At 73.0% G+C, this 22,512-nt stretch carries 18 protein-coding genes and 1 tRNA gene; 9 read left to right on the forward strand and 10 right to left on the reverse strand.

Annotated features, from left to right (window positions below; translation table 11 throughout):
- Positions 1-316 precede the first annotated feature (316 nt).
- The 4 genes from ACIBCT_RS10315 to ACIBCT_RS10330 form a co-directional block, all read right to left on the reverse strand.
- Positions 317-1,174 (reverse strand): EI24 domain-containing protein, encoded by an 858-nt coding sequence (locus ACIBCT_RS10315; RefSeq protein WP_399187079.1) that lies wholly within the window; start codon positions 1,172-1,174, stop codon positions 317-319.
- Between the two features lie 268 nt (positions 1,175-1,442).
- Positions 1,443-2,030: a Maf family protein gene (locus ACIBCT_RS10320; RefSeq protein ID WP_399187080.1), complete on the reverse strand. Its 588-nt coding sequence runs from the start codon at positions 2,028-2,030 to the stop codon at positions 1,443-1,445.
- Positions 2,031-2,283: 253 nt separating this feature from the next.
- Positions 2,284-4,365 carry an ATP-dependent zinc metalloprotease FtsH gene (gene ftsH / locus ACIBCT_RS10325; RefSeq protein WP_399187081.1) on the reverse strand — a complete coding sequence of 694 codons (2,082 nt, stop codon included), beginning with the start codon at positions 4,363-4,365 and terminating at the stop codon, positions 2,284-2,286.
- A gap of 273 nt (positions 4,366-4,638) precedes the next feature.
- Complete coding sequence (locus ACIBCT_RS10330) at positions 4,639-5,712, reverse strand: hypothetical protein (RefSeq protein ID WP_399187082.1); 1,074 nt, start codon at positions 5,710-5,712, stop codon at positions 4,639-4,641.
- 108 nt (positions 5,713-5,820) lie between these two features.
- On the opposite strand from ACIBCT_RS10330, the gene ACIBCT_RS10335 reads away from it, so the two are divergent.
- Positions 5,821-6,831 (forward strand): DUF3616 domain-containing protein, encoded by a 1,011-nt coding sequence (locus ACIBCT_RS10335; RefSeq protein WP_399187083.1) that lies wholly within the window; start codon positions 5,821-5,823, stop codon positions 6,829-6,831.
- Here the strand turns inward: ACIBCT_RS10335 and ACIBCT_RS10340 are convergent.
- Entirely contained in the window at positions 6,769-8,235 is a 1,467-nt protein-coding gene (locus ACIBCT_RS10340; RefSeq protein WP_399187084.1) for an MFS transporter, read from the reverse strand. The genes ACIBCT_RS10335 and ACIBCT_RS10340 overlap by 63 nt on opposite strands.
- A 323-nt stretch (positions 8,236-8,558) precedes the next feature.
- Here ACIBCT_RS10340 and ACIBCT_RS10345 point away from each other — a divergent pair, with 323 nt between their 5' ends.
- The 3 genes from ACIBCT_RS10345 (at position 8,559) to ACIBCT_RS10355 (ending at position 11,815) form a co-directional block, all read left to right on the forward strand.
- Entirely contained in the window at positions 8,559-10,301 is a 1,743-nt protein-coding gene (locus ACIBCT_RS10345; RefSeq protein WP_399187085.1) for an ABC transporter family substrate-binding protein, read from the forward strand.
- An 85-nt stretch (positions 10,302-10,386) separates the two neighbouring features.
- The gene (locus ACIBCT_RS10350; RefSeq protein ID WP_399187086.1) at positions 10,387-10,779 is read left to right on the forward strand and encodes a DUF3224 domain-containing protein; all 393 of its coding nucleotides are present in this window, start codon (positions 10,387-10,389) and stop codon (positions 10,777-10,779) included.
- Between the two features lie 181 nt (positions 10,780-10,960).
- Positions 10,961-11,815, forward strand: coding sequence for a Stf0 family sulfotransferase (locus tag ACIBCT_RS10355; RefSeq protein WP_399187087.1), 855 nt, complete (start codon positions 10,961-10,963; stop codon positions 11,813-11,815).
- A 176-nt stretch (positions 11,816-11,991) separates the two neighbouring features.
- On the opposite strand, the gene ACIBCT_RS10360 is transcribed toward ACIBCT_RS10355, so the two are convergent.
- The gene (locus ACIBCT_RS10360; protein WP_399187088.1) at positions 11,992-12,900 is read right to left on the reverse strand and encodes a TetR/AcrR family transcriptional regulator; all 909 of its coding nucleotides are present in this window, start codon (positions 12,898-12,900) and stop codon (positions 11,992-11,994) included.
- Between the two features lie 71 nt (positions 12,901-12,971).
- On the opposite strand from ACIBCT_RS10360, the gene ACIBCT_RS10365 reads away from it, so the two are divergent.
- A complete protein-coding gene (locus ACIBCT_RS10365; protein ID WP_399187089.1) occupies positions 12,972-14,633 on the forward strand; it encodes an ATP-binding cassette domain-containing protein in 1,662 nt (553 codons plus the stop codon).
- A gap of 81 nt (positions 14,634-14,714) precedes the next feature.
- Here the strand turns inward: ACIBCT_RS10365 and ACIBCT_RS10370 are convergent.
- From ACIBCT_RS10370 to ACIBCT_RS10380, 3 genes are all read right to left on the reverse strand, one after another.
- Positions 14,715-14,787, reverse strand: a tRNA-Ala gene (locus ACIBCT_RS10370).
- A 260-nt stretch (positions 14,788-15,047) separates the two neighbouring features.
- Positions 15,048-16,637, reverse strand: coding sequence for a von Willebrand factor type A domain-containing protein (locus tag ACIBCT_RS10375; RefSeq protein ID WP_399187090.1), 1,590 nt, complete (start codon positions 16,635-16,637; stop codon positions 15,048-15,050).
- Between the two features lie 99 nt (positions 16,638-16,736).
- Complete coding sequence (locus tag ACIBCT_RS10380; protein WP_399187091.1) at positions 16,737-17,276, reverse strand: TIGR03086 family metal-binding protein; 540 nt, start codon at positions 17,274-17,276, stop codon at positions 16,737-16,739.
- 64 nt (positions 17,277-17,340) lie between these two features.
- Here ACIBCT_RS10380 and ACIBCT_RS10385 point away from each other — a divergent pair, with 64 nt between their 5' ends.
- The gene (locus ACIBCT_RS10385; RefSeq protein WP_399187092.1) at positions 17,341-18,285 is read left to right on the forward strand and encodes a helix-turn-helix domain-containing protein; all 945 of its coding nucleotides are present in this window, start codon (positions 17,341-17,343) and stop codon (positions 18,283-18,285) included.
- 41 nt (positions 18,286-18,326) lie between these two features.
- Here the strand turns inward: ACIBCT_RS10385 and ACIBCT_RS10390 are convergent, their stop codons facing one another.
- The gene (locus ACIBCT_RS10390) at positions 18,327-18,875 is read right to left on the reverse strand and encodes a rhodanese-like domain-containing protein (RefSeq protein ID WP_399187093.1); all 549 of its coding nucleotides are present in this window, start codon (positions 18,873-18,875) and stop codon (positions 18,327-18,329) included.
- A gap of 377 nt (positions 18,876-19,252) precedes the next feature.
- On the opposite strand from ACIBCT_RS10390, the gene ACIBCT_RS10395 reads away from it, so the two are divergent.
- The 3 genes from ACIBCT_RS10395 (at position 19,253) to ACIBCT_RS10405 (ending at position 22,294) form a co-directional block, all read left to right on the forward strand.
- A complete protein-coding gene (locus ACIBCT_RS10395; protein ID WP_399187094.1) occupies positions 19,253-20,281 on the forward strand; it encodes a helix-turn-helix domain-containing protein in 1,029 nt (342 codons plus the stop codon).
- Between the two features lie 727 nt (positions 20,282-21,008).
- Positions 21,009-22,157, forward strand: coding sequence for a hypothetical protein (locus ACIBCT_RS10400; protein ID WP_399187095.1), 1,149 nt, complete (start codon positions 21,009-21,011; stop codon positions 22,155-22,157).
- Entirely contained in the window at positions 22,154-22,294 is a 141-nt protein-coding gene (locus ACIBCT_RS10405; protein WP_344895932.1) for a hypothetical protein, read from the forward strand. Before ACIBCT_RS10400 ends, ACIBCT_RS10405 begins: the two co-directional genes overlap by 4 nt.
- Positions 22,295-22,512 lie beyond the last annotated feature (218 nt).

The following is a 22,512-nucleotide window of genomic DNA, read 5'->3' on the forward strand; positions in this document are numbered from 1 at the left end:
CGGCTGGGGCCTTGGGGAGGGCACCGGCCGCGAAGCCCGCGTCGATCGTGAAGGACCCGTGGCTCGTGAGGGGTTCGCGGATCGTGAGGGGTCCGCGGACTCCGAGGAACGGGCGGATCGTGAGGAGCGGGCAGGTCGTGAGGGGCGCGCGGGTCGCGGGGAGGGTGCGGGGTGCGGGGGCGTCGGCTCGGGCGAGGCCGGTGGCGTGCTGTCCGTTGTCATGGCCGCAGCCTCCCGGACGCCGGCCCTCCCCATCGGGCCGAATCTCATTCTGTGGACAACGCCCGGTTTTCCACAGCCGGAAAGAAGGGCCTTCTCAGACGCCCCTGTCCGTACCAGGATTCACCCGTGGGTCCACACGCGGGTTCGTGAGCGGGTCCGCACGCCGGTCTCCTCCGGCCGCTCCCGCCGTTCCGGTCGCGGGCGCGGACGGTGCCAGGCGGTTACGGACCATGATGGCCGCGCCGGCCACGGCGGCGGGCATCGCGATGACCGCGACGAACGGGATGAGGAAGAGCAGGAAGAGCAGCACCCCGAAACCGAGGGCGGGAGCCTTGTTCCCCCGGAGCAGGCCGAACCGGCGCTTGCGTGCCATCCCCCTGCGTTCCAGGGCCAGTGTGGTCAGCTCGACGGTGAGGAAGAAACCCGACACCAGCGCACCCAGGACCGGCACCACCGTCTGCCCGACCACCGGTATGAAACCGAGGAAGAACAGCGGCACAGTGAAGAGCAGCAACCATCCGAGAGTGACCAGGCTGTCCCTGATGGATCGGGGGATGGACTTCCACAGCGGAAGCTCGTGACCGGTCGGCACCTCCCCGTAGGTCCCCTCCACCTTCTCCGAGAGCTTCTCGTAGAACGGGTCGCCCACGATGAGGGTGACCGCGGTGAAGGTCACCACGGACAGGACCAGTCCCGCCCCGAAGAGCGCCAGCCCGATCACCGCGCGCAGCGCGGTCCGGGCCGATTCGTCCCACCCCTCGGCGAACGGCGTGCCCCAGGCGGCGATCTCCAGCGCGTTCGTGCCGAGGAGGTAGAGGGCCGCCGCGTAGAGGGCGAACGCGATCAGAGCCGGGATCAGCCCGAACAACCACCAGCGCGGGTAGCGCGCCACCCAGCGCACTCCCTGGAAGAAGAACCCGATGCCGTCCAGAAAGGAGCGGAAATGACCCATGGCGGAAGATTATCGGGCTCGGACGCGGTAGGTGACAGCGCGCCGCCTTGTCCCTCCCCCGAACCGTCCATGACGAAAGCCCCGGCCGGACCTGGGCCGGATCCCACCGGCCCGGATCAGGTCCCGTCGGACTCGCATCAGATCCCACCGGCCCGGATCAGGTCTCGTCGGGCTCGGGTCGGATCTCACCGAGCCCAGGCCAGATCCCGTCGGCCGGGCCGGGTCTCGCCACGCCCGGGCGAGGTCGCGCGGCCCGCACCGGCCGGGCTCAGCGCCACAGGGTGGGCACGGGGACCCCGAGGGTGGCGAGGAGACGGCGGAGCAGGGGCAGGGACAGGCCCAGGACGTTGCCGTGGTCGCCGTCGATGCCCTCGACGAACCAGCCGCCGCGACCGTCCAGGGTGAAGGCCCCCGCCACGTGGAGGGGCTCTCCCGTGGCGACGTAGGCGGCGATCTCGTCGTCGTCGGGCGTGCCGAAGCGTACGGTCGTGGCGCCCACGTCCGCCGCCTCGCGCCCGTTCACCACGTCGATCACGCAGTGTCCGGTGAGCAGGCGGCCCTCGCGCCCTCGCATACCGTGCCAGCGGGCGACGGCCTCCTCGGGAGAGGACGGCTTGCCGTAGGCCCGGCCGTCGAGTTCGAGCACGGAGTCGCAGCCGACGACCAGGCCGTCGGACAGGTTTCCGGCCACCACCGCGGCCTTGGCGCGGGCCAGCGCGAGGCAGAGCTCGGCCGGGCTGTCGGCGGTGACGGCGGCCTCGTCCACGCCGCTGACGATCACTTTGGGATCCAGCCCGGCACTGCGCAGCAGGGCGAGACGGGCGGGTGAGGCGGAAGCGAGCACGATCTGGGTCACGCCGGTCGAGCCTAGCGCGGCCTCGCCGGTCCCCCCGCCACGGACGGGACGCGCCTGCACGAACCGCCACGGACAGGACGTGCCTCCACGAGACACGCGGCCCAGCCGGGTCCATGAACAGCGCGGCCACCTGGGCTCCACGAACAGCGCGGCTCACCCGAACTCCGCGAAGCACCGGCCCACCCAGCTCCATGAAGCACCCCCCACGGCTCCGCGAAGCACCCGCCCACCCAGGCTCCGCGAAGAGCGCGGCTCACACAGGGGGCGAAGGGGGACGGCCCGGCGGGATCGGGAGCCGCCGGGGCGGGGGCGGGGACATGGGGTCCGGAGCCGGGCGGCGCGGGAGGCCCGCGGCGTCGTACGCCTCGGCCTCGCCCAGGGTCTCGTTCTCCAGCAGCGCGGCGGCGATGCCGTCCAGGCGGTCGCGGTTCTCCCCCAGGACCGCGAGGGCGACCTCGTAGCACTCGTCCACGATGCGCCGGACCTCCTGGTCCACGGTGGCGAGGGTGTCCGGCGCCGCGGTGGGCCGGCCGTCGGCGGACTCGGGCAGGACGGTCAGCGGGCCGATCCTGGCGGACATGCCCCAGCGGCCGACCATGCCGCGGGCGATCACGGTGACCTGTTCCAGGTCGCTCTCCGAGCCGGTGGTCACGACGCCGTAGACGATCTGCTCGGCCGCCATGCCGCCGAGGGCACCGACGATCCGTTCCCGCAGGTGCCTCTCGTCGTAGGCGTACCGGTCGGTGTCGGGCGTGGAGAGGGTGACGCCCAGCGCCCGTCCGCGCGGGATGATCGAGACCTTCCTGACCGGGTCGGCACCCGGCTGGAGCATGCCGAGCAGCGCGTGGCCCGCCTCGTGGTAGGCGGTCCGTCTCCGCTCGTCCTGCGGGATCACGACGGCGCGGGCCGCACCGAGCAGGATCTTCTCCAGCGCGTCGGCGAAGTCGGCGGAGTGCACCTTCTCGTTGCCCCGCTTGGCGGCGAGCAGCGCGGCCTCGTTGACGAGGTTGGCCAGGTCCGCGCCGGTCATGCCCGGGGTGGTCCTGGCGAGCCGCTCCAGGTGCACGTCCCCGGCGAGCGGCACGCCGCGGCTGTGCACCCGCAGGATCGCCAGCCGCCCGTCGGCGTCCGGTGCGGAGACCACGACGGTACGGTCGAACCGGCCGGGCCGCAGCAGCGCCGGATCGAGCACCTCCGCCCGGTTGGAGGCGGCGATCACGATGACGCCCTCGGAGCCGGTGAAGCCGTCCATCTCGGTGAGGATCTGGTTGAGCGTCTGCTCGCGCTCGTCGTGGCCGCCGATGGTGCTGCCGCCGCGTACCCGGCCGATCGCGTCGATCTCGTCGATGAAGATGATCGACGGGGCGACCTTGCGGGCCTCCTCGAACAGCTCGCGCACCCGCGAGGCGCCCACCCCCACGATCATCTCGATGAACTCCGACGCGCTCGCCGAGAAGAACGGCACGTCCGCCTCGCCCGCCACGGCGCGGGCGAGGAGGGTCTTGCCGGTGCCGGGCGGACCGGCGAGCAGCACGCCCTTGGGCAGCTTCGCCCCGAGCCTGCGGTACTTGTCGGGGTCCTTGAGGTAGTCGACCACCTCGGCGACCTCGTTCTCGACCTCGTCGATGCCGGCCACGTCGTCGAAGTCGACCCGGACCCTGTCCTGCTCCACCGGTTTGGCCGACTTCGACCTGCCGAGACCGCCGAGACCGCCCACCCCGCCGCCCATGGCACCGGCCGCCGCGCGCCGCATGAACCAGATCCACAACCCGGCCAGCAGCAGCACCGGGAACAGGGAGAGCAGCAGGTTCACCAGGAAACCCCGGTCGCCGCCGACGGGCTCGGCCCTGATGTTCACCCCCGTCGCGGTGAGCCGGCGGTAGAGCTCGTCCTCGTCGGCGAAGACCGGCAGCTCGGTGGAGAACCGGTCGTACTGCTTGTCGTCGCTGTCGGGGTCGCGGGCGGGCTTCCTGAGGGTGCCCTGGATGGACGGGCCCGTGGCGTAGAGGTCCTTGACGTTGGCCGCCCGTACCTGCCGGGTGAACTCGGTGTAGGAGATCGGCTCGGTGACGTCGTCGAAGAACGAGGAGACCACGAAGAAGGCCGCGTAGACGACGGCCAGCGTCAGCAGGAAGCGCGGCCAGCTGATGCGCGGGCGCTGCGGGGCGGACGAGCGGTCGGGCAGGCCCTCGGACCTCCAGGGCTTGGAGCCGCTGCCCTCCTCGCCCCTGTCGCCGTCCCTCTGGCGGCCCGTCTCGCCGGACGGCCACCGGCCCGGCCCTTTGCGCTGCCGGAACGGCCGGCTGGACGGCTGCTGAGACGCCGGTCGCTTCACGACTTCCCCCTCGACGACCCGGGGGGACGTGCCGGACGGGCGCCCGGCGATGCGTCCGGCGACCGGGCTCCGTCGCGCGGCCCCCGTCACGCGGCCCCGGCGGACTCCGGTGAGCGAGCCCCGACGAGCGAGCTCCGGCGAGCGGGCTGCTGCGATCGGGGTGCTGTGAGCGGACGAGGACCGCCGCGCGTACGGCGGCGAGGCGACCGGCCGTGAAATCCCCCCGAATTTCACCTGGTCACGCGGACAAGGCGAATCCTGCCCCGGCCGGGCTCACTTCAATCTGAGCGAGGAGACCGCGGTGTTGATGGCGCGCCAGTGCTTCTTCTGGGTGTCGGGGATCGTCACGAAGAGCATCCCCGGCTTGGACGCGGATCCCTCGGTCACCGCGACGGCCGCCATGGAGGAGCGCGCCTTGCCCTTGCGCTCGTACTTCACCCGGTAGGCGAGCAACCAGCCGTCCTTGATCGGCTGCGAGGCCGTCCAGGTGATCTTTCCGCCCTTGGGGTGGTGGTTGAGCGTCCACCGGGCCGCCAGCAGGGCGGTGTCCTTGGTCTCCTGCTGCACCAGGATCGGCACCGGGCAGGTCACCAGCATCGCCCGGTGGGCCGCCCCCTTCACCTTGGGCAGCACCTGCCTGGTGGAGAACGGCGAGGCGCCGAAGACCTTCCAGGGCTTGTCCAGGCGGGCCAGCGAGACACCCGACCGGCGGTCGTTGAGACGGCGCTTGCCCGCGTCCGCCGCGCCGGGGAGGCGGCCCAGCTTCTTGTCGCGGGGCAGTTCGGGCACCCGGGGGTCGGCGAGGGCCGCGATGACGGCACTGCGGTCCGGAGACACGGCCGAACCGGACGGTGAGGACGAGGACGAGGACGAGGACGACGCCGTGGGCGACGCGGACGCCGACGGGCTCGCCGAGGCCGAGGGGGATCCCGAGGCCGACGGGGACGCCGACCCCGAGGCGGAGGCCGACACCGGCGCGGACGGCTCCGGCGAGACGGGCCCGGTGGTGGCCGGACCGGGCGAGGGCGGCGCGGCAGATGGCGCGGCGATCTGCCCCGTTCGCTCCTCGCCCGGTTGATCTGGGGTGCCCGACATCAGGAAGCCGACCACGGCCGCGACCGCGACGGCGAGCACCGCGGCGCCCACGGCCAGGGCGCGGTAGATCACGCGCATCGGCAGGTCACCGATGCGGGACCGCTTAACGGCCGGGATCTGCGGGGACGGCGTCCTGCGGGGGATCTCCGCGGCGACCCTCGGCAGCTCCGAGGTGTCCGCGTCGGCGGTCGCGTACGTCGGCGTGGAACCCGTCTCCCGGGCCCCCTGAGTCCCACCCAACCCATCGAGCACGATCGGGAGCGTACGACAAATCCGGTTTTCTCGCGTGGGATCCCCATCACACTTCGGGAACGAGTGCCTTCCTCCCCGTCGGCCGGACCATGCTGCGATGATTCCGGAATGTTCGTGGAACGCCAGGTGGAGATCAGGTTCGACGCCTCCTCACGCGAGGCGAGGACGCACACCAACCTGTCCGCGGTGCGCACCGACGCCCTGGGGCTCTGGCTGGCCGGTGACGAGACCGCCACCGTCGAGCACCTGGCGTTCCGCGGCGGCCGTTACGACGACCAGCGCACCTTCTTCCTCGCCGACTTCGTGGACCTGCCCGCCGGGCGCGAGGAGGAGGCCGACATCGAGGGGCTGGGCCGGGCGGACGGCTGGCTGTGGGCGATCGGGTCGCACAGCCTCAAGCGCAGGCGGATCAAGCGGGGGCATCCGCCGCACAAGGCCCGCCGCCGCCTCGCCACCGTGGTGCGCGAGGAGAACCGCTTCATCCTGGTACGGCTGCCGCTCGTCGGGGCCACCCCGGTCCGCGAGGACGGCAGCCGCAGGGCGGAGATCCTGTCGGGTCCCGGCCGCAACCTGGCCGACCTGCTGGCCGGCGATCCGCACCTGGGCCCGTTCGTGTCGATCCCCAGCAAGGACAACGGCCTGGACGTCGAGGGCGTCGCCGTGCTGGGCGGGCGGCTGTTCGTCGGCCTGCGCGGCCCGGTGCTGCGCGGCTGGGCCACGGTCCTGGAGATCCGGCCGGAGAGCGATCCGGGGCGTCCGGGCTTCCTGCGGCTGGCCGGCATCGACGGCGGACCGTACCGGACGCACTTCCTCGACCTGGGCGGGCTCGGCGTGCGCGACATGTGCCCGTACCGGGACGGGCTGCTGATCCTGGCCGGGCCGACCATGAGCCTGGACGGACCGGTGCGCCTGCTGCGCTGGGACCCGCTGGACGAGCCGTCCGTCCTGCACGAGCCGGTGCCGGTCGGCGACCTGCCGTACGGCGACGGCTGCGACCACCCGGAGGGGATCACCGTGCTCGACGGCGACCGCCTCCTGGTGGTCCACGACAGCCCGTCAGCGCAGCGGCTCACCCCGCAGGGCGGCGTGCTCGCCGACATCGTCAGGATGCCCCGCTGAGCGTACGACAGGGTCGCCGGGCCGCCCGTCCGGACCGTCGGGCCGCACGCTCGCGTCACCGGGCCGTACGACAGGGCCACCGGGCCGTCCTTCAGGGTCGCCGGGCCCTGCGTCGGGGCCGCCCGCGTGGTCGCCGGACCGCCGGCGGGCGATGGCCAGCGACATGACCGCGGCGGCCAGGCAGAGCGCTCCGGCGGCGTACCAGGCGAGGTCGTAGGCGCCGAATTGATCGCGGGTGATCCCGGCCGCGGTCGCGGCGACCGCCGCGCCGATCTGGTGCGAGGCGAAGACCCAGCCGAACACCACTCCCCCGTCGGGACCGTAGATCTGGCGGCAGAGCGCCACCGTCGGCGGGACCGTGGCCACCCAGTCGAGGCCGTAGAAGACGATGAAGACGAGCATGCTGGGTTCGGCGCTGTCCCCGAACAGGCTCGGCAGGGCCAGCAGCGACAGGCCGCGCAGCCCGTAGTAGGCGCCCAGCAGCAGGCGCGAGTCGATCCTGTCGCTCAGCCAGCCGGACGCGACGGTGCCGACCACGTCGAAGATCCCGATCAGCGCGAGCAGCCCGGCGGCGACCGGCTGGGCCATGCCGTGGTCGTGGGCGGCGGGGATGAAGTGGGTGCCCACCAGGCCGTTGGTGCTCATCCCGCAGATCGCGAACCCCCCGGCGAGCAGCCAGAAGGGGCGCGTCCGGGCCGCGCTCCGGAGCACGCCGAGGGCGCGCGAGGCCGCGTTGCCCGGCCGGGTGCCCGGTGCGGGCCGGGCGGGCGGCGGCGCGGCGGGGTCGGCCCCCAGGGCGGTGGTCCCCACGTCCTCGGGCCGGTCCCGCAGCAGGAACCAGACCAGCGGGACCACGACGAGGGCGCACAGGGCGACGGTGAGCGCGGCCGTCCGCCACCCGCTGCCCTCGGCCAGGTGGGCGAGCAGAGGCAGGAAGACCAGCTGGCCGGTGGCGCCCGCGGCGGTGAGCACGCCGGTGACCAGGCCGCGGTGGCGGACGAACCAGCGCTCGGTGAGGGTGGCGGCGAAGACCAGCGCCATGGAGCCGGTCCCCAGGCCGACCATGACCCCCCAGCACATCAGGAGCTGCCAGGGCGCGTCCATCCAGATGGTGAGCCCGCTGCCCGCGGCGACCAGCAGCAGCGCGTACGTCACCACCCTGCGCATGCCGAAGCGGTCCATCAGCGCCGCGGCGAAGGGCGCGATCAGCCCGTAGAGCATCAGGTTGACCGAGACGGCGAGCGAGATCGTGCCCCGCGACCAGCCGAACTCCTCCTGCAACGGTGTGATCAGCACCCCGGGGGTGGCGCGGAAACCGGCCGCGCCGAGAATGGCGACGAAGGCGACCGCCGCCACGATCCAGGCGCGGTGCAGCCCGCGGCCCGGCTGAAGAGTCGTTCTCATGCGCCTCATCATCGGCGGCGTGCCCGTCGCGCCACGAGTGGCCCGAGCGCCAATGTCCGCAAGGATCGGGCCAGGGACGCCCGCGTTCGCCCCGGACGCGGAGAATGGTGGGAAGGTCCCTGCCATCTCGCATATTGGCTTAATTCGCTCAAAGGTTATGTTTTTCCTATTCTCGCTCAGAGGGAATCGCGTCCGACGGGGCAACGGGCGGGCGCGGACCCGGTCCCGGGACGACGCCCACGACCACGAGGGGGCGTCCGGACCCGGCTCCGCTCGACCGGCACGGGGGCGACCGGAGATCCGCTGATCGAAGGGGTGGTGCCGTGTTCCACGCACGAAGGCCCGGCGGGGTGCCGGTGCTGCTGGCGGGCGCCGCGCTCCTGCTGGGCGCCTGCGCCGGCCCGGACCCGGACCCGGAGCGGACCCCGGCGAGCTCCGGCCCGGAGCAGGCCCCCCCGGTCGAGACCATCACCTACGCGTACGAGCAGGAGTTCCACTCGTACAACAACAACACCACCGCGGAGAACGCCACCCGCAACTTCGCCCCGCTGCAGCGGGTGCTGACCGGTTTCTGGTTCTACGGCGACAGGGGCGCGATCACCCCCGACCGGGACTTCGGGAACTACCGGAAGATCTCCGACGACCCGCTCACGGTCCGGTACACCATCGACGACAGGGCCGTCTGGTCGGACGGCACCCCGATCGACTGCGACGACGTCATGCTGTGGTGGGCGTTCCGGTCCGGCAAGGTCAGGGGATTCGCCTCCGCCGACACCAACGGCGTCCAGGACACCCGGGTCCCCGACTGCCGCGCCGGTGGCAGGACGTTCGACCTGGTCTACGACAAGCCGTTCGCGGACTGGGTGGCGGGCGGCCCCGGCGCGACCGAGATGCTGCCGGCCCACGTGGTCGCCGCCCGGGACGGCCTGTCGGAGGAGGAGTTCATCGCGGCGGTCAGGGACACCGACGCGGGCAGGCTCGAGAAGGGCATCAGGTTCTTCAACGACGGCTGGGTCTCCGACGGCAGGCTGCCCGACGCCGAGCTGATCCCCTCCTCCGGCCCGTACAAGCTCTCGAAGCTCGACGCCGGGCAGCGGCTGACCCTGGTCGCCAACGACCGGTGGTGGGGCACCCCGGCCGCCACCCCGACGATCGTCGAGCGCTTCATCACCCTCGACGAGCAGGCCCAGGCGCTGCAGAACCGCGAGGTCCAGATCGTCGAGCCGCAGCCGGGGCCGGACGTGCTGCAGCAGCTGCAGTCCCTGAGCGGCGTGCGGGTCAGCGTCTTCGACCGCTACACCTACGAGCACCTGGACTTCAACTTCGACTCCAGCCCGTTCCGGGACGCCCGGCTGCGCGAGGCGTTCGCCCGGTGCGTGCCCCGCCAGCGCATCGTCGACCAGCTGGTCAAGCCGGTCGCGCCCGCGGCCGTGCCGCTGCAGGTCCGTACCGTCGCCCCCTTCCAGGCCAACAGTGCCGAGGTCGTCGCGGCCAGCGGCAGCGCGGACGCGTACACGCGGCAGGACATAGCGGGCGCCAGGGCGCTGCTGAGGCGGGCGGGGAAGATCGGGCTGGAGGTGAGCATCGGCTACCAGACCCCGAACCCGCGCCGTACCGCGGCGGTGCAGCTCATCATCGACTCCTGCAACAAGGCCGGGTTCAAGGTCGTCGACAAGGGGTCCGAGGACTTCCTCGGCACGGTCATGCCGACCAACGGCTACGACGTGGCGCTGTTCGCCTGGTCGGGATCGTCGCTGGTCAGCGGCTGGGCCTCCAACTTCACCTCACCGGAGAAGTGCGACGCCCGCAACAAGGGCAACAACAACGGCTGCTACTCCAGCCAGCGGGTCGACCGTCTCATCGCGAGGCTGAACTCCACGGTGGACCTGGGCGCCCAGAACCCGATCATCGGCGAGATCGAGAAGCGGCTCTGGAGCGACCTGGCCACCATCCCGCTCTTCCAGCACCCGGGGCTCAGCGCGTGGGACGAGACGCTCAGGAACGTCGTCCCGAACCCGGCGCAGTCGACCGTCACCTGGAACATGGACCGCTGGAGCCGCTCCTGACGCGGGGGTGCCGTACCTGACATCAGCTGACAGGTACGGGCGTCATGCTGGTGAGGACAGACGACGTTCCTCTTGGGAGTCCCCTATGCCGCGTGCCGCCGGAACCTTCACCATCGACAGCTGGGAGCCCGAGCCCTACGACGAGGCCGACGGGGCCACGCTCACCCGCGTCCACCTCACCAAGACCTTCGACGGCGACATGACCGGTACCAGCACGACCGACATCATCACCGCGGTGGCCCAGGTCGAGACGTCCGCGGCGTACGCGGGCTTCGAGCGTTTCACCGGGACCGTGCACGGCCGCAAGGGCACCTTCGTGCTGCACCACACGGCCTCCGCCGAGGGCGAGGACGCCGGGCTGAGCTGGACGATCCTGCCCGACTCGGGGACCGGTGAGCTGACCGGCATCCGCGGTGGCGGCCAGATCGTCAACGACGACGGCGCCCACTCCTTCCACCTGGACTACGAGCTCGGCTGAGCCGGGCCCGACCGGGGGTCCGGCCGGGGAGGCCTGGCCGGGGGGTCGGCCGGAGGGCGGGGCCGGGGTTCGTTCGGAGAGCCGGCCGGGGCTCGCCCGGAAGGTTCGGCCGGGGAGCCGGTCCGGGCCCGGCCGGAAAAGCGGTTGCGCGGCCCGGTCACCACGGCCCTACCGTGTCGTCGTGACCGGATCGCAGGAGGTCTCCGCGCGGATCGATTCGTACTTCGTCTGTGCCACCCCGCGGACGGGGAGCTCACTCCTTCTGGGCCTGCTGGAGTCGACCGGCGTCGCCGGCCGGCCGCAGGCCTACTTCCGTGAGCCCGACGAACCGCTGTGGGCCGACCGGTGGCGGATTCCGCGTACCGCGCGGGGCGGCTTCGACTATGCCGACTACGTCCGGGCGGCACTGGCCACCGGCCGCGGCGGGAACGGCGTGTTCGGCGCGAAGCTCATGTGGGGGACCGTCGAGCACGTCGTCGCCCGGCTGGGAGCGGTGCACCCCGATCTCGTGGGCGACGACGCGGCCCTGCTGGACCGGGTGTTCGGCCGGACGCGCTTCGTCCTCCTGCGGCGTGACGACGTGGTGGCGCAGGCCGTGTCGTGGCTGCGCGCGGAACAGACCGGCGTCTGGTTCGTCGGCGGGAACGGGGAGATCAGCGGCGCCACCACCGGTGACGGGCGGCCTCCCGTCTTCGACCGCGAGGGGATCGACCGCCTCGTCCGGACGATCGGGGAGCACAACGCGGCCTGGGAGGCGTGGTTCGCCGCCCGCGGGATCCGGCCGTACCGGATGCGGTACGAGGACCTCGCCCGTGACCCGGAGGGGAGCACCCGGGACCTTCTGGGATTCCTCGGGCTCGACGTGCCCGCGGACCGGACGGTCACGGCACGGCACCGGCGTCAGGCCGACGAGCTCACCCGCCGGTGGACTGCCCGCTACCGGGAGGGGGCATCGGCCTCGCGACCGGCCCACGGGACGCCCACCGGCGACCGGCCCCATCCGGAGGGCGACGGGAGCCCGCCACGACCACGGTGACCGTCACGGCGCTCCGGCCGTGACGGGAGCCGCCCATGACATCCGGGACGCCCAGAAAGCCCAGGACGCCCGGGATGTCGGGGACGCCGGGGGCGCCGGGGGCGCGGTGCTCACGGGCGGGTCCCGGCCCGGGGCGACGGCCGTCCCCATGACCGGCTCCCGGTGACGCGGCCGCTTCAGGCTCGCGTGACACCGTCGCCGCCGTCGGCACCGTCGGCACCGTCGGCACCGTCGGCATTGTCGTCGCCGTCGTCGCCGTCGTCGCCGTCGTCGCCGTCGTCGCCGTCGTCGCCGTCGTCGCCGTCGTCGCCGTCGTCGCCGTCGTCGCCGTCGGCACCGTCGGCATTGTCGTCGCTGCCGGCGCCGTCGGCCCCGGTGATGCCCGCCTGGATGCCGTCCAGAAGCCAGTTCAGGGCAAGGGCGAAGCCGGTGTCCCAGTCGCCCTCCACGACGAGGGGGCCGTGGGCGGCGAGGGCCGGGTACCGCTCCCGGTTGTCGCGCAGGTGTTCCCGGGCGGCCCCGCGCACGTCCTGCCCGGTGTCGGCAGGCCAGGTGGCCTGCATCAGCCCGGAGCCGATGACGTAGTTGGACAGCCCGTACGCCGCGGCGGTGAGCCGGGGTTCGGTGACCCCGGCCTCCAGGAGGGTCGCGTACAGGAACTCGCTGCGGGCCAGCACGTTCGGGCCGAGCATCGGACGGCTCAGCAGTGCCGCCGACCAGGGATGCCTCAGCAGGACCGCGCGCCATCCGCCGAGCAGCGCGGTGATGTCGGCGCGCCACCCCCGGCCGCTCCCCGACGGGATCCCGACCTCGGCGAAGATCGCGTCCAGGGCGAGGTCGAGGACGTCGTCCTTGGTCCTGACATGCCAGTACAGCGTGGTGGAGCCGGTGCCGAGCCGTTCGGCCAGGCGCCGCATGGTCAGCCGGTCGGCGCCTTCGGCGTCCAGGAGGGCCACCGCCTCCTCGACGATCCGCTCCCTGCTGAGCGGCGGGGCGTCGCGTCCCCGTCGCGCGGGCGGCCGCAGCCACACCTCTCCCGCGGCTGCCGGTCGGCGTTTCCCCGCCTCGGTCTTGCTCGTGTCCACGGGAACGAGTCTAGTATGACGATCGAACACCGGATCATTGGTCCGGTCACTGGAACAACGATCCAGAAGCCATGAGGGACCGGAGTTCGCGTGAAGGAGGAGCCGTGGCGGGACACGTCGAGGTCGACCGGCTGACCTGTGTGCTGCCGGACGGGCGGCTGCTCCTGCACGAGGTGTCGTTCCGCGTCGGGGAGGGGGTCAAGGCCGCCCTCGTGGGGCCGAACGGCGCGGGCAAGACCACCCTGCTGCGGCTGATCGCCGGAGACCTGCGGCCGGACGACGGCCGCGTGGTCTCCTCCGGAGGGCTGGGGGTGATGCGGCAGTTCATCGGCGGCATCCGCGACGGCCGGAGCGTGCACGACCTGCTGCTGTCGGTGGCACCGGACCGGATCCGGGCGTCGGCCGCGGCCCTGGCTCGGGCGGAGGCGGCGCTGGCCGCCGACGACGACGAGACGACGCAGCTGGCGTACGCGCAGGCCGTCGCCGACCACGTCGACGCCGGCGGCTATGACATGGAGGTCGTCTGGGACGTCTGCGCCACCGAGTCCATGGGCGTGTCCTACGACGCGATCCGGGACCGCCCGGTGGCCTCCCTGTCGGGAGGCGAGCAGAAACGCCTCGTCCTGGAGGCCCTGCTGCGCGGCCCGGACGAGGTCCTGCTGCTGGACGAACCTGACAACTACCTGGACGTGCCCGGCAAGGAGTGGCTGGAAGGGCGGCTGCGGGCCACGGACAAGACCGTGCTGCTGGTCTCCCACGACCGCAGGCTCCTGGCCGAGGCCGCCGACCGGATCGTGACCGTGGAGGACCGCGGCGTCTGGATCCACGGCGGAGGCTTCGCCACCTACGCCACCGCACGCCAGGAGCGCATCGACCGGCTGGAGGAGCGGCGCCGCCGGTGGGACGAGGAACACGCCAGGCTCAGGAGGCTGACCCGCACCCTGCAGCAGACCGCGGCGAACAACGACGCGCTGGCGTCGGCCTACCGGGCCGCGCGCACCAGGCTCGGCCGCTTCGAGGAGGCCGGCCCGCCGCAGCGCCCGCCCAGGACGCAGAACGTGCGGATCCGGCTGCGCGGCGGACGTACCGGCAAACGCGCCGTCGTCTGCGAGGACCTGGAGCTCACCGGCCTGATGCGCCCGTTCGGCACCGAGATCTGGTACGGCGAGCGGATCGGGGTGCTCGGCTCCAACGGCTCTGGCAAGTCCACTTTCCTGCACCTGCTGGAACAGGCCGCCGACGGCGCGGTGCCCGCGGTGCCGCACCGTGGTTCGGTCCGGCTGGGAGCGCGGGTGACACCCGGCCGGTTCGTGCAGACCCACGCGCGGCCGGACCTGCACGGCCGCACCCCGGCCGAGCTGGTCACGACCGGCCACGCGCTCACCCTGAACGAGGCGATGGCCGCCCTGGCCCGCTACGAGCTCGCCCCCGCGGCGGGCCAGCGGTTCGAGACCCTGTCCGGCGGCCAGCAGGCCCGGTTGCAGATCCTGCTGCTGGAGCTGTCCGGCGCCACCCTGCTGCTGCTCGACGAGCCCACCGACAACCTGGACCTGGCCAGTGCCGAGGCCCTGCAGCAGGGTCTGGCCTCCTTCTCCGGCACCGTGCTGGCCGTCACCCACGACCGCTGGTTCGCCGCCGACCTCGACCGGTTCCTGATCTTCGGTTCCGACGGGACCGTGTACGAGAGCGCCGAACCGGTCTGGCACGAGGGCCGGGTCGAGCGCGCCCGCTGAAACGACGAGATCCCGCCCGATCGAGGTGATCGGACGGGATCTCGTGAACTGCCTTCGGGCCGCTGCGAGAACGGCTCGACGTGGAGCTATGGGGATTCGAACCCCAGACCTCCTCCATGCCATGGAGGCGCGCTACCAGCTGCGCCATAGCCCCTCGGACGCCGGGCGTCCGGGTGTCCCCGGAACCGGCCCGGCGACGACGCCAGTGTATAGGAAACCATCGCGCACCCTGTAACCACGATCACGCGGCGGCCCGGGGACGCGAGGGCCCGGTGACCCCGGGACGCGGGCGCCGGTACGCGGCTCCCGGGGCACGCTCGTCGACGCACGACCGCCGGAGCACGGCTCCCGGAGCACGGTCGCCGGAACACGGTCGTCGGAACACGGTCAAGGCGCGGGCCCCGGGCGCTCCCGTCAGTCCAGCGCGACGGCCTGCTTGATCAGGCCGGCGAGCTCGGTCACCGCCGGGTCCTCGGTCGAGGCGGCCAGGCGGGTGGCGTGGGAGACCAGGTCGGCGGGCGCCACCCCCGCGATCCTCTCGCGGGTGCGCAGGTACTCGGCGAAACCGGCGGCGACCACGTCCACCTGGAACCTCGGCGCCGCGCCCTCCCAGAGCGACGCCGCCAGGTCCCTCGCGCCCAGCGAGCGGGACGCCTCGGCCGGAGCGCGGGTGTCGGGGTCCTGCCAGCGCACGGTGGCGGTGGCCAGTTGGCCCGACGCCCCGTCGCGCAGCCGCACCTCGTACAGGGCGGTCACCGAGTGACCGGGGCCGATCTCGCCGCCGTCCTTGGCGTCGTCACGGAAGTCCCCGGCCGCGATCCGCCGGTTCTCGTAACCGATCAGGCGGTACGACGTCACGGCCGAGGGGTTGAACACGACCTGCGCCTTGGCGTCCCGGGCCCGCAGGTCGAGGTTGGTGGCCAGCTGCTCGACGAAGACCTTGCGCGCGTCGTCGGCGGAGCCGACGTAGACCGCGGCGCCGTCGCCGTTGTCGGCGAGCTGTTCCATCAGCTCGTCGCCGTAGTCGCGGCCGACGCCGACGCAGAGCAGGGTGATCTTCTTGCCCGCGGCCTCGGCGACCCGGTCGAGGATGCCCTGCCAGGTGGTGTCGCCGGTGTTGGCCAGGCCGTCGGAGAGCAGGACGACCCGGTTGACCGCGGCCGGCCGGAAGCTCGCCGCGGCCTCGTCGTACCCCTGGGTCAGTCCCGCCTCCAGGTTGGTCGACTGCTGCACGGCCAGGCGCTCGACGGCGGCGTGCAGCCGGTCCTTCTCGGTCGCCGGGGTCATCGGGAGGACGACCTCCGCCGCTTCGCTGAAGGCGACGACCGAGACCCGGTCACCGGGCCCGAGCTGGTCGACGAGCCGGTGCAGGGCCTCCCTGACCAGGTCGAGCCTGCCTGGCTCGCCCATGGAGCCCGACACGTCCACCACGAAGGTCAGGTTCGCGGGCCTGCGGGACTCCGCGTCGGTCCCGCGGGTCTGCAGGCCGACGCGGAGCAGGGCGGTGCCGTTCCCCGGCGTGCGCGCGCCGTCCATGTGCACGACGAAGCCGTCGTCCTCGGGCTCGGCGTAGTCCTGCGCGAAGGAGTTGACGAACTCCTCGGGCCGGACCTGGCCCGCTTCCGGCCACCTGCCCTCGCCCAGGAGCCTCCTGCTGTAGCCGTAGGAGGCGGTGTCCACGTCGAGGGAGAAGGTGGAGATCTGCTCGGCCGCGGTGTCGTGGCTCCGCTCGGCCTCGGGTGCGGCCGAGCTCTCGGCGCTCTCGGAGGTCTCTGCGCTGTCGGTGTCGGCGGGCTCTTCGGCCTCCCCCGCGCGGGTCGTGGCCCGGCCCCGGGACGCCGCGCGGTCGTCCCCGTCGCGCGGCGGGGCGATCTCCGACGGTCCCGACCGGCCCGACGCGGGCATCGGTACGGATCCCTGCTCCGACCCTCCGCCACAGGCGGCGGCCGACAGCAGGGCGAGCACGGCGAGGGCAGTGGCGAGCGGGCGGTACCGGTACGTCATGTCGCCTCCTAGGGATGCGTGTCACCCCCTACGACGACCTCTCGCGAACATCGGCCGATCGCTTGACCCAAGCGAGCGCAAACCGTGTTCGACGCGTGATCAGGGTTTCCAGCCCGGGTCCCGCCCGGCGAGCCCGAGCGCCCGTTCGAACGGCGAGGCGTCCGCCGGTACGGGCACCTCCTCGCCGAAGACACCCCTGGGCCGTCCCTGCGGCGCCATCTGCGCGACGAACGCGGCCAGCAGCTCCCCTGTCCCGGCGTCCACCGTGAACTCCCGGCCGGTGGCCCTGGCCAGGTCCCAGCCGTGCATCACCATGTCGTTCAGCGCCATCCGGAGCACCACGCTCATCGGCAGGCCCATGCTGGCGCTGCCCCCCTCCGTGGCACCGGGTTCGGACCAGGCGGCGAGCATGTCGGCGGCCCGGGTCGCGAAGGCGTCGCGATCGGAGTCCTGCGGCGGGGGCCGCTCCCCGCGGGACAGCGCGGCGAACATCGCCGACACCCAGGACAGGTGGTCCAGCAGGGCGCCCACGTCGTAGTCCTCGCAGGGGGTGGGCAGGGACAGCTGATCGTCGCGGACGCCACGGGCCAGGGCGACCGCACGGGCCGTGGCGCTCTCCAGCATCTCGATCTCGTTCATGACGGCCATGGTGGCCGACCGGCGTGCCCCCGTATTGAAGAAACGCGACATAGACTCCGGCACCATGCGCGCGCACGCCGGTCCCGGAGCGCCACCGGTCGCGTCCCTGGTCGCGCCACCGGCCATGTCCCCGGTCGCGCCACGGGGAGCCGGAACCGGCGGGACGGCGCCGCCCGGCGCCCGGGACGCGGCCGGCGAGGCCCCGGGCGTGGACCGCTCCGGCACGGCGGGCGTCCCCGCCGACACCCGGGGCATCCTGAACGCCGAGGCGGCCCGGTTCCGCTACACCCGCCACGCCTGCCATCCCGACCTGGCCTTCTTCGTGGAGCATCACTGGATCATCCGCTGGCGGCTGGACGAACCGTACGAGCAGCGGGTCGTGTCCCACCCGTCGGTGAACCTCGTCTTCCAGGAGCGCGGCTCCTGCGTGGCGGGGGTCGTCACCGGTGACCATCGGGAGGTGCTGACCGGCAGCGGGGTCGTCGTCGGCAGCCGTTTCCACCCGGCGGGTTTCCGCCCCTTCCTGGGCGCTCCCCTGTCCACGATCTCCGGTCGCTTCACGCCGGTCTCCGAGATCTTCGGTCCCGGCGCCGACGCCATCGTCCCGGCCGTGCTGGCCGCCCGTGACGAGGAGGCCGTACGCGTCGTGGAGGAGTTCCTGCTCGCCCGGCTGCCGCCCCGCGACCCCGTGGCCGAGGAGGTGGCCCGGCTCGTCGCGGGCGTACTGGACGATCCCGGCATCACCCGCGTCGACCGGCTCGCCGCCCTGCACGGGCTGAGCGTCCGGCGGCTGCAGCGGCTGTTCAACGACTACGTGGGCGTCTCCCCCAAGTGGGTGATCCGCCGCTACCGCATCCACGAGGCCGCCGAGCGGGCCGGGCCCGACACCGACTGGCCGAGGCTGGCCGCCGAGCTGGGGTACAGCGACCAGTCGCACTTCGTCCGGGACTTCGGCTCCGTGGTCGGCATGTCCCCCGCCGCGTACGGTCGGAGCCTGGGGCGGCCCTGACCTGGAGGGGCCCGGTCGGCAGGGCCTGACCTCAGGACCGGTCAGCAGGCGCAGGAGACGCCGGAGACGGGCGAGGTGAGGGCGTCGGCCGGGCGGCTGGACACTCCCTGCGCCGTCTCGACGGGCTGTCCCTCCCGGGCCCAGTACTCGAAACCGCCCAGCATCTCCTTGACCGGGTGGCCCAGCTTGGCGAACTCCAGCGCGGCCCTGGTCGCACCGTTGCATCCGGGGCCCCAGCAGTAGGTCACCACGGTCGCGCCCGCGGGGACCACGGAGTCGCCGTGCTCGGCGATCAGCGCGGTGGGCAGGTGGACGGCACCCGGGATGTGGCCCTGTTCCCAGCTCTCCGTGCTGCGCGAGTCGACGACGACCAGGCCGGTGACGCCCGCGGCCAGGTCCGCGGCCACGTCGGCCGCGTCGGTCTCGAACGCCAGCCGGGCGGCGAAGTGCGCCAGCGCGGCGCGGTTGTCGGCGGCCGGCACCGCGGTGACGGCCGAGGGGGAGACGGCGGAGGGGGAGACGGCGGGGGAGACGGCGGGCGCGGCGGTGACGGCCCCGGCCGTGGCGGAGGGGGAAGCGGTGACGGACATCGGCGACCTTTCATGGTGTCTGGTTCGTGCGGTGTCGCCCAGGCGGCCCGGAAGGACCCGTCCGGCGACGTTTCCGGGTGGTTCCTCTCGACGACGTTCCTCGACGACGTTCTCGGTGGTGCTTCTCGGTGGTGCTTCTCGGCGGCGCCGGCGATGGCGCCGACGCGCTCGACGACACCCCCGACGGCGATCTCGACAGCGATCTCGACAGCGATCTCGACGGGCGTCCGACGGTCCGGCGGCCTGCGACGCGGGTGCTCGGTCGGAGGACCCGGTGTCCCCGATCCGGGGCGTCATCCGCCGGATGAGGCAATGGTGCCGTGAGGGCGGTCCGCCCGAACAGTGGCGTGAATGCCCGTTACCGCTAATATTTCGCCATGCTGCTTCCACCGCCCACCCGGCGGCGCGTGCGTCCCGGTGTCTCCGTCCTCGCCTTCGACGGCATGAGCCCGTTCGAGCTGGGCTGCGTGGTCGAGGTGTTCGGCATCCCCCGCCCGGAACTGCGCGTGCCCTGGTACGACCTGGCGGTCTGCGCCGAGAGCCCCGCCGACCTGCGGGTCGTGGGCGGATTCACCATGCGGGTGGAGCACGGTCTCGACGTACTGGCCGAGGCCGGCACCGTGATCGTCCCCGGGGTGGCGGACGTCCGGGACGAGGTGTCCCCGCGGGTGGTCGCGGCCCTGCGCCGGGCCCACGAGCGGGGCGCGCGCGTCGTGTCGATCTGCTCGGGAGCGTTCGCGCTGGCCGCCGCCGGGCTGCTGGACGACAGGGAGGCGACGACGCACTGGAGGTACGCCGGTCTGCTCCAGCAGAGGTTCCCCCGGGTGAGGGTGGACCCGGACGTGCTCTACGTCGACGGTGAGGACGTGCTGACCAGCGCGGGCAGCGCGGCCGGGCTGGACCTGCTGATCCACCTGGTCCGCAAGGACCACGGGCCGGGCGTGGCCAACGAGGTCGCCCGCAGGCTCGTCATCCCTCCGCACCGGGAGGGCGGGCAGGCCCAGTTCATCCAGGCCGCGGTCGCACCGGTACGCGAGGGCGCCGCCGTGACGGCCGCGATGGCCTGGGCGCTGGACCACCTCGCCGAGCCCATCACGATCGCCGTCCTCGCGGAGGTGGCGCGCGTGTCACAGCGCACGTTCATCAGGCATTTCAAGCGGCAGACCGGGACGAGCCCGCTGCGCTGGGTCATCTCCCAGCGGGTCGCGGCCAGCCTGACGCTGTTGGAGTCCACCTCCGCGCCCGTGGAGGAGATCGCCTCCGCCGTGGGCTTCGACAGCCCGGCGACCTTTCGTCACCATTTCACCCGGGCGATGCGCACTTCCCCCTCGGCCTACCGGAGAGCGTTCCGCACACCGGCCGAGCCCGCCGCCTCGGACCGGGAAATCACCACTCCCATCCGATGACGACACCAATGAACCTAATTCCGGTTTGCGGGAAATTAATGCACTTAGCGACATCATTAAAACAATGAGCCCATTGTAATTTATGTAGCGATTCATGTTTTCGTACGGCAAAGCGAGGTGCACCGTTCACCTAGTGTCGTCACCGGATTCGAGCAGCACTTCTCGCACTGTTCACCGAACGCCTCAAGAATGGCCGCGTCGCGTTTTCTATGAATACAGGCGGGAGAGAGAAGGCACGTGTCTACTTTCATGCAACGGACCTTTGCGGGCGGCGCGCTCGCCGGGGCCGTCCTTCTTCTGCACTCCCCTGTTCCAGTTTCGGCCGATTCGCAGCTTCTCGCCTCGGCCCAGGCCCGCCATGGCGGAATCAGCTCCACCAAGAGCACTACGGACCCGTGCCTTCTGCAGCTCACCGCCGTTTGTACGAATCTTGTCCCGGTGGCTCCGGTGGTTCGCGTCACCGGCGCGACTCCGGTGGTGCGCGTCACCGGCGCGGCTCCGGTAGTCCGCGTCAGCGATGTCGTGGCCACCGGAACGATCATTCACAAGGCGGCGCGCCCGACCGCGACCGACGGGAACTACATCCTGCTGTGCAGGTGGCTCGGTCTGCCGAGCTTCCTGTGCAAGCTTCCGGACGGGCTCCGCGGGCCCGCCGGTCCGAGGGGACCCGCCGGTCCTGCCGGACCTGAAGGACCCGCAGGCCCCGAGGGTCCCGCAGGACCCGCGGGTGCTGACGGTCTTCCCGGTCCCGAGGGTCCCGCAGGACCTCCCGGACCTGCGGGAGCCGACGGCCTTCCCGGACCGGCCGGACCCGCCGGTCTTCCCGGTCCCGAGGGTCCCGCAGGGCCTCCCGGGCCCGCGGGAGCCGACGGCCTCCCGGGCCCGGCAGGTGCCGACGGTCTCCCCGGACCGGAGGGCCCCGCCGGACCTCCCGGACCGGCAGGAGCAGACGGCCTCCCCGGCCCGGAGGGACCCGCCGGACCTCCCGGACCGGCAGGTGCTGACGGCCTTCCCGGCCCCGAGGGTCCCGCAGGACCTCCCGGACCCGCGGGAGCCGACGGCCTTCCCGGACCGGAGGGACCCGCAGGGCCTCCCGGACCCGAAGGACCCGCGGGACCGGCCGGAGCCGACGGCCTCCCGGGCCCGGCAGGTGCTGACGGTCTCCCCGGACCGGAGGGTCCTGCCGGGCCTCCCGGACCCGCGGGAGCCGACGGCCTCATCGGACCCGCCGGTCTTCCCGGACCGGAGGGACCCGCAGGACCTCCCGGACCGGCAGGAGCAGACGGTCTTCCCGGCCCCGAGGGTCCCGCCGGACCTCCCGGACCGGCAGGAGCAGACGGCCTCCCCGGCCCCGCCGGAGCTGACGGTCTTCCCGGCCCGGAGGGTCCCGCCGGACCTCCCGGACCGGCAGGAGCAGACGGCCTCCCCGGACCGGCAGGAGCCGACGGTCTTCCCGGCCCGGAGGGTCCCGCCGGACCTCCCGGCCCGGCAGGAGCAGACGGCCTCCCCGGACCGGCAGGAGCCGACGGCCTCCCCGGCCCGGAGGGTCCCGCCGGACCTCCCGGCCCGGCAGGAGCAGACGGCCTCCCCGGACCGGCAGGAGCCGACGGCCTCCCCGGCCCCGCCGGAGCCGACGGTCTTCCCGGCCCCGAGGGTCCCGCCGGACCTCCCGGACCCGAAGGACCCGCAGGACCGGCAGGCGCGGACGGCTTCCCCGGACCGGAGGGACCCGAGGGACCGGAAGGCCCCGCCGGGCCTGAAGGACCGGCCGGGCCTGAAGGACCGGCCGGGCCTGAAGGACCCGCCGGACCAGAAGGACCCGCGGGACCGGCTGGAGCCGGGACCGTCAGCGGTCCGGTCGACACCGTCCGCGTGACTCCCATCCAGGTCGTCGCGACTCCGGTGTACGGCACCTCGGTCATCGGCGTCCCGGTCCTGGGCGCCTCCATGGGGATCGGTAGCTCCATGGGGATCGGTGCCATGGGGATCTGCACCCCGGTGAAGATCTGCTGAGGTTCTTCCGGAACTTCATGGAAGCAGGCCGATCGGCGCGTCACGAGCCGAGGGATCGTTCCGGGGTCCTCCATCGCCGGAGAACCCCGGAACGATCGGGCAGGCGAGTGACGGCCGGGTGAAAGCGGAGAGGGGGGGGGGGGGGGGGGGGGGGGGGGGGGGGCGGGGGGGGGGGGCCGCCGCGGGCCGGGGGGGGGGGGGGGGGGGGGGGCCGCCGC

This window comes from Streptosporangium sp. NPDC050855 (assembly GCF_044456585.1).
Lineage (GTDB): Bacteria > Actinomycetota > Actinomycetes > Streptosporangiales > Streptosporangiaceae > Streptosporangium > Streptosporangium longisporum.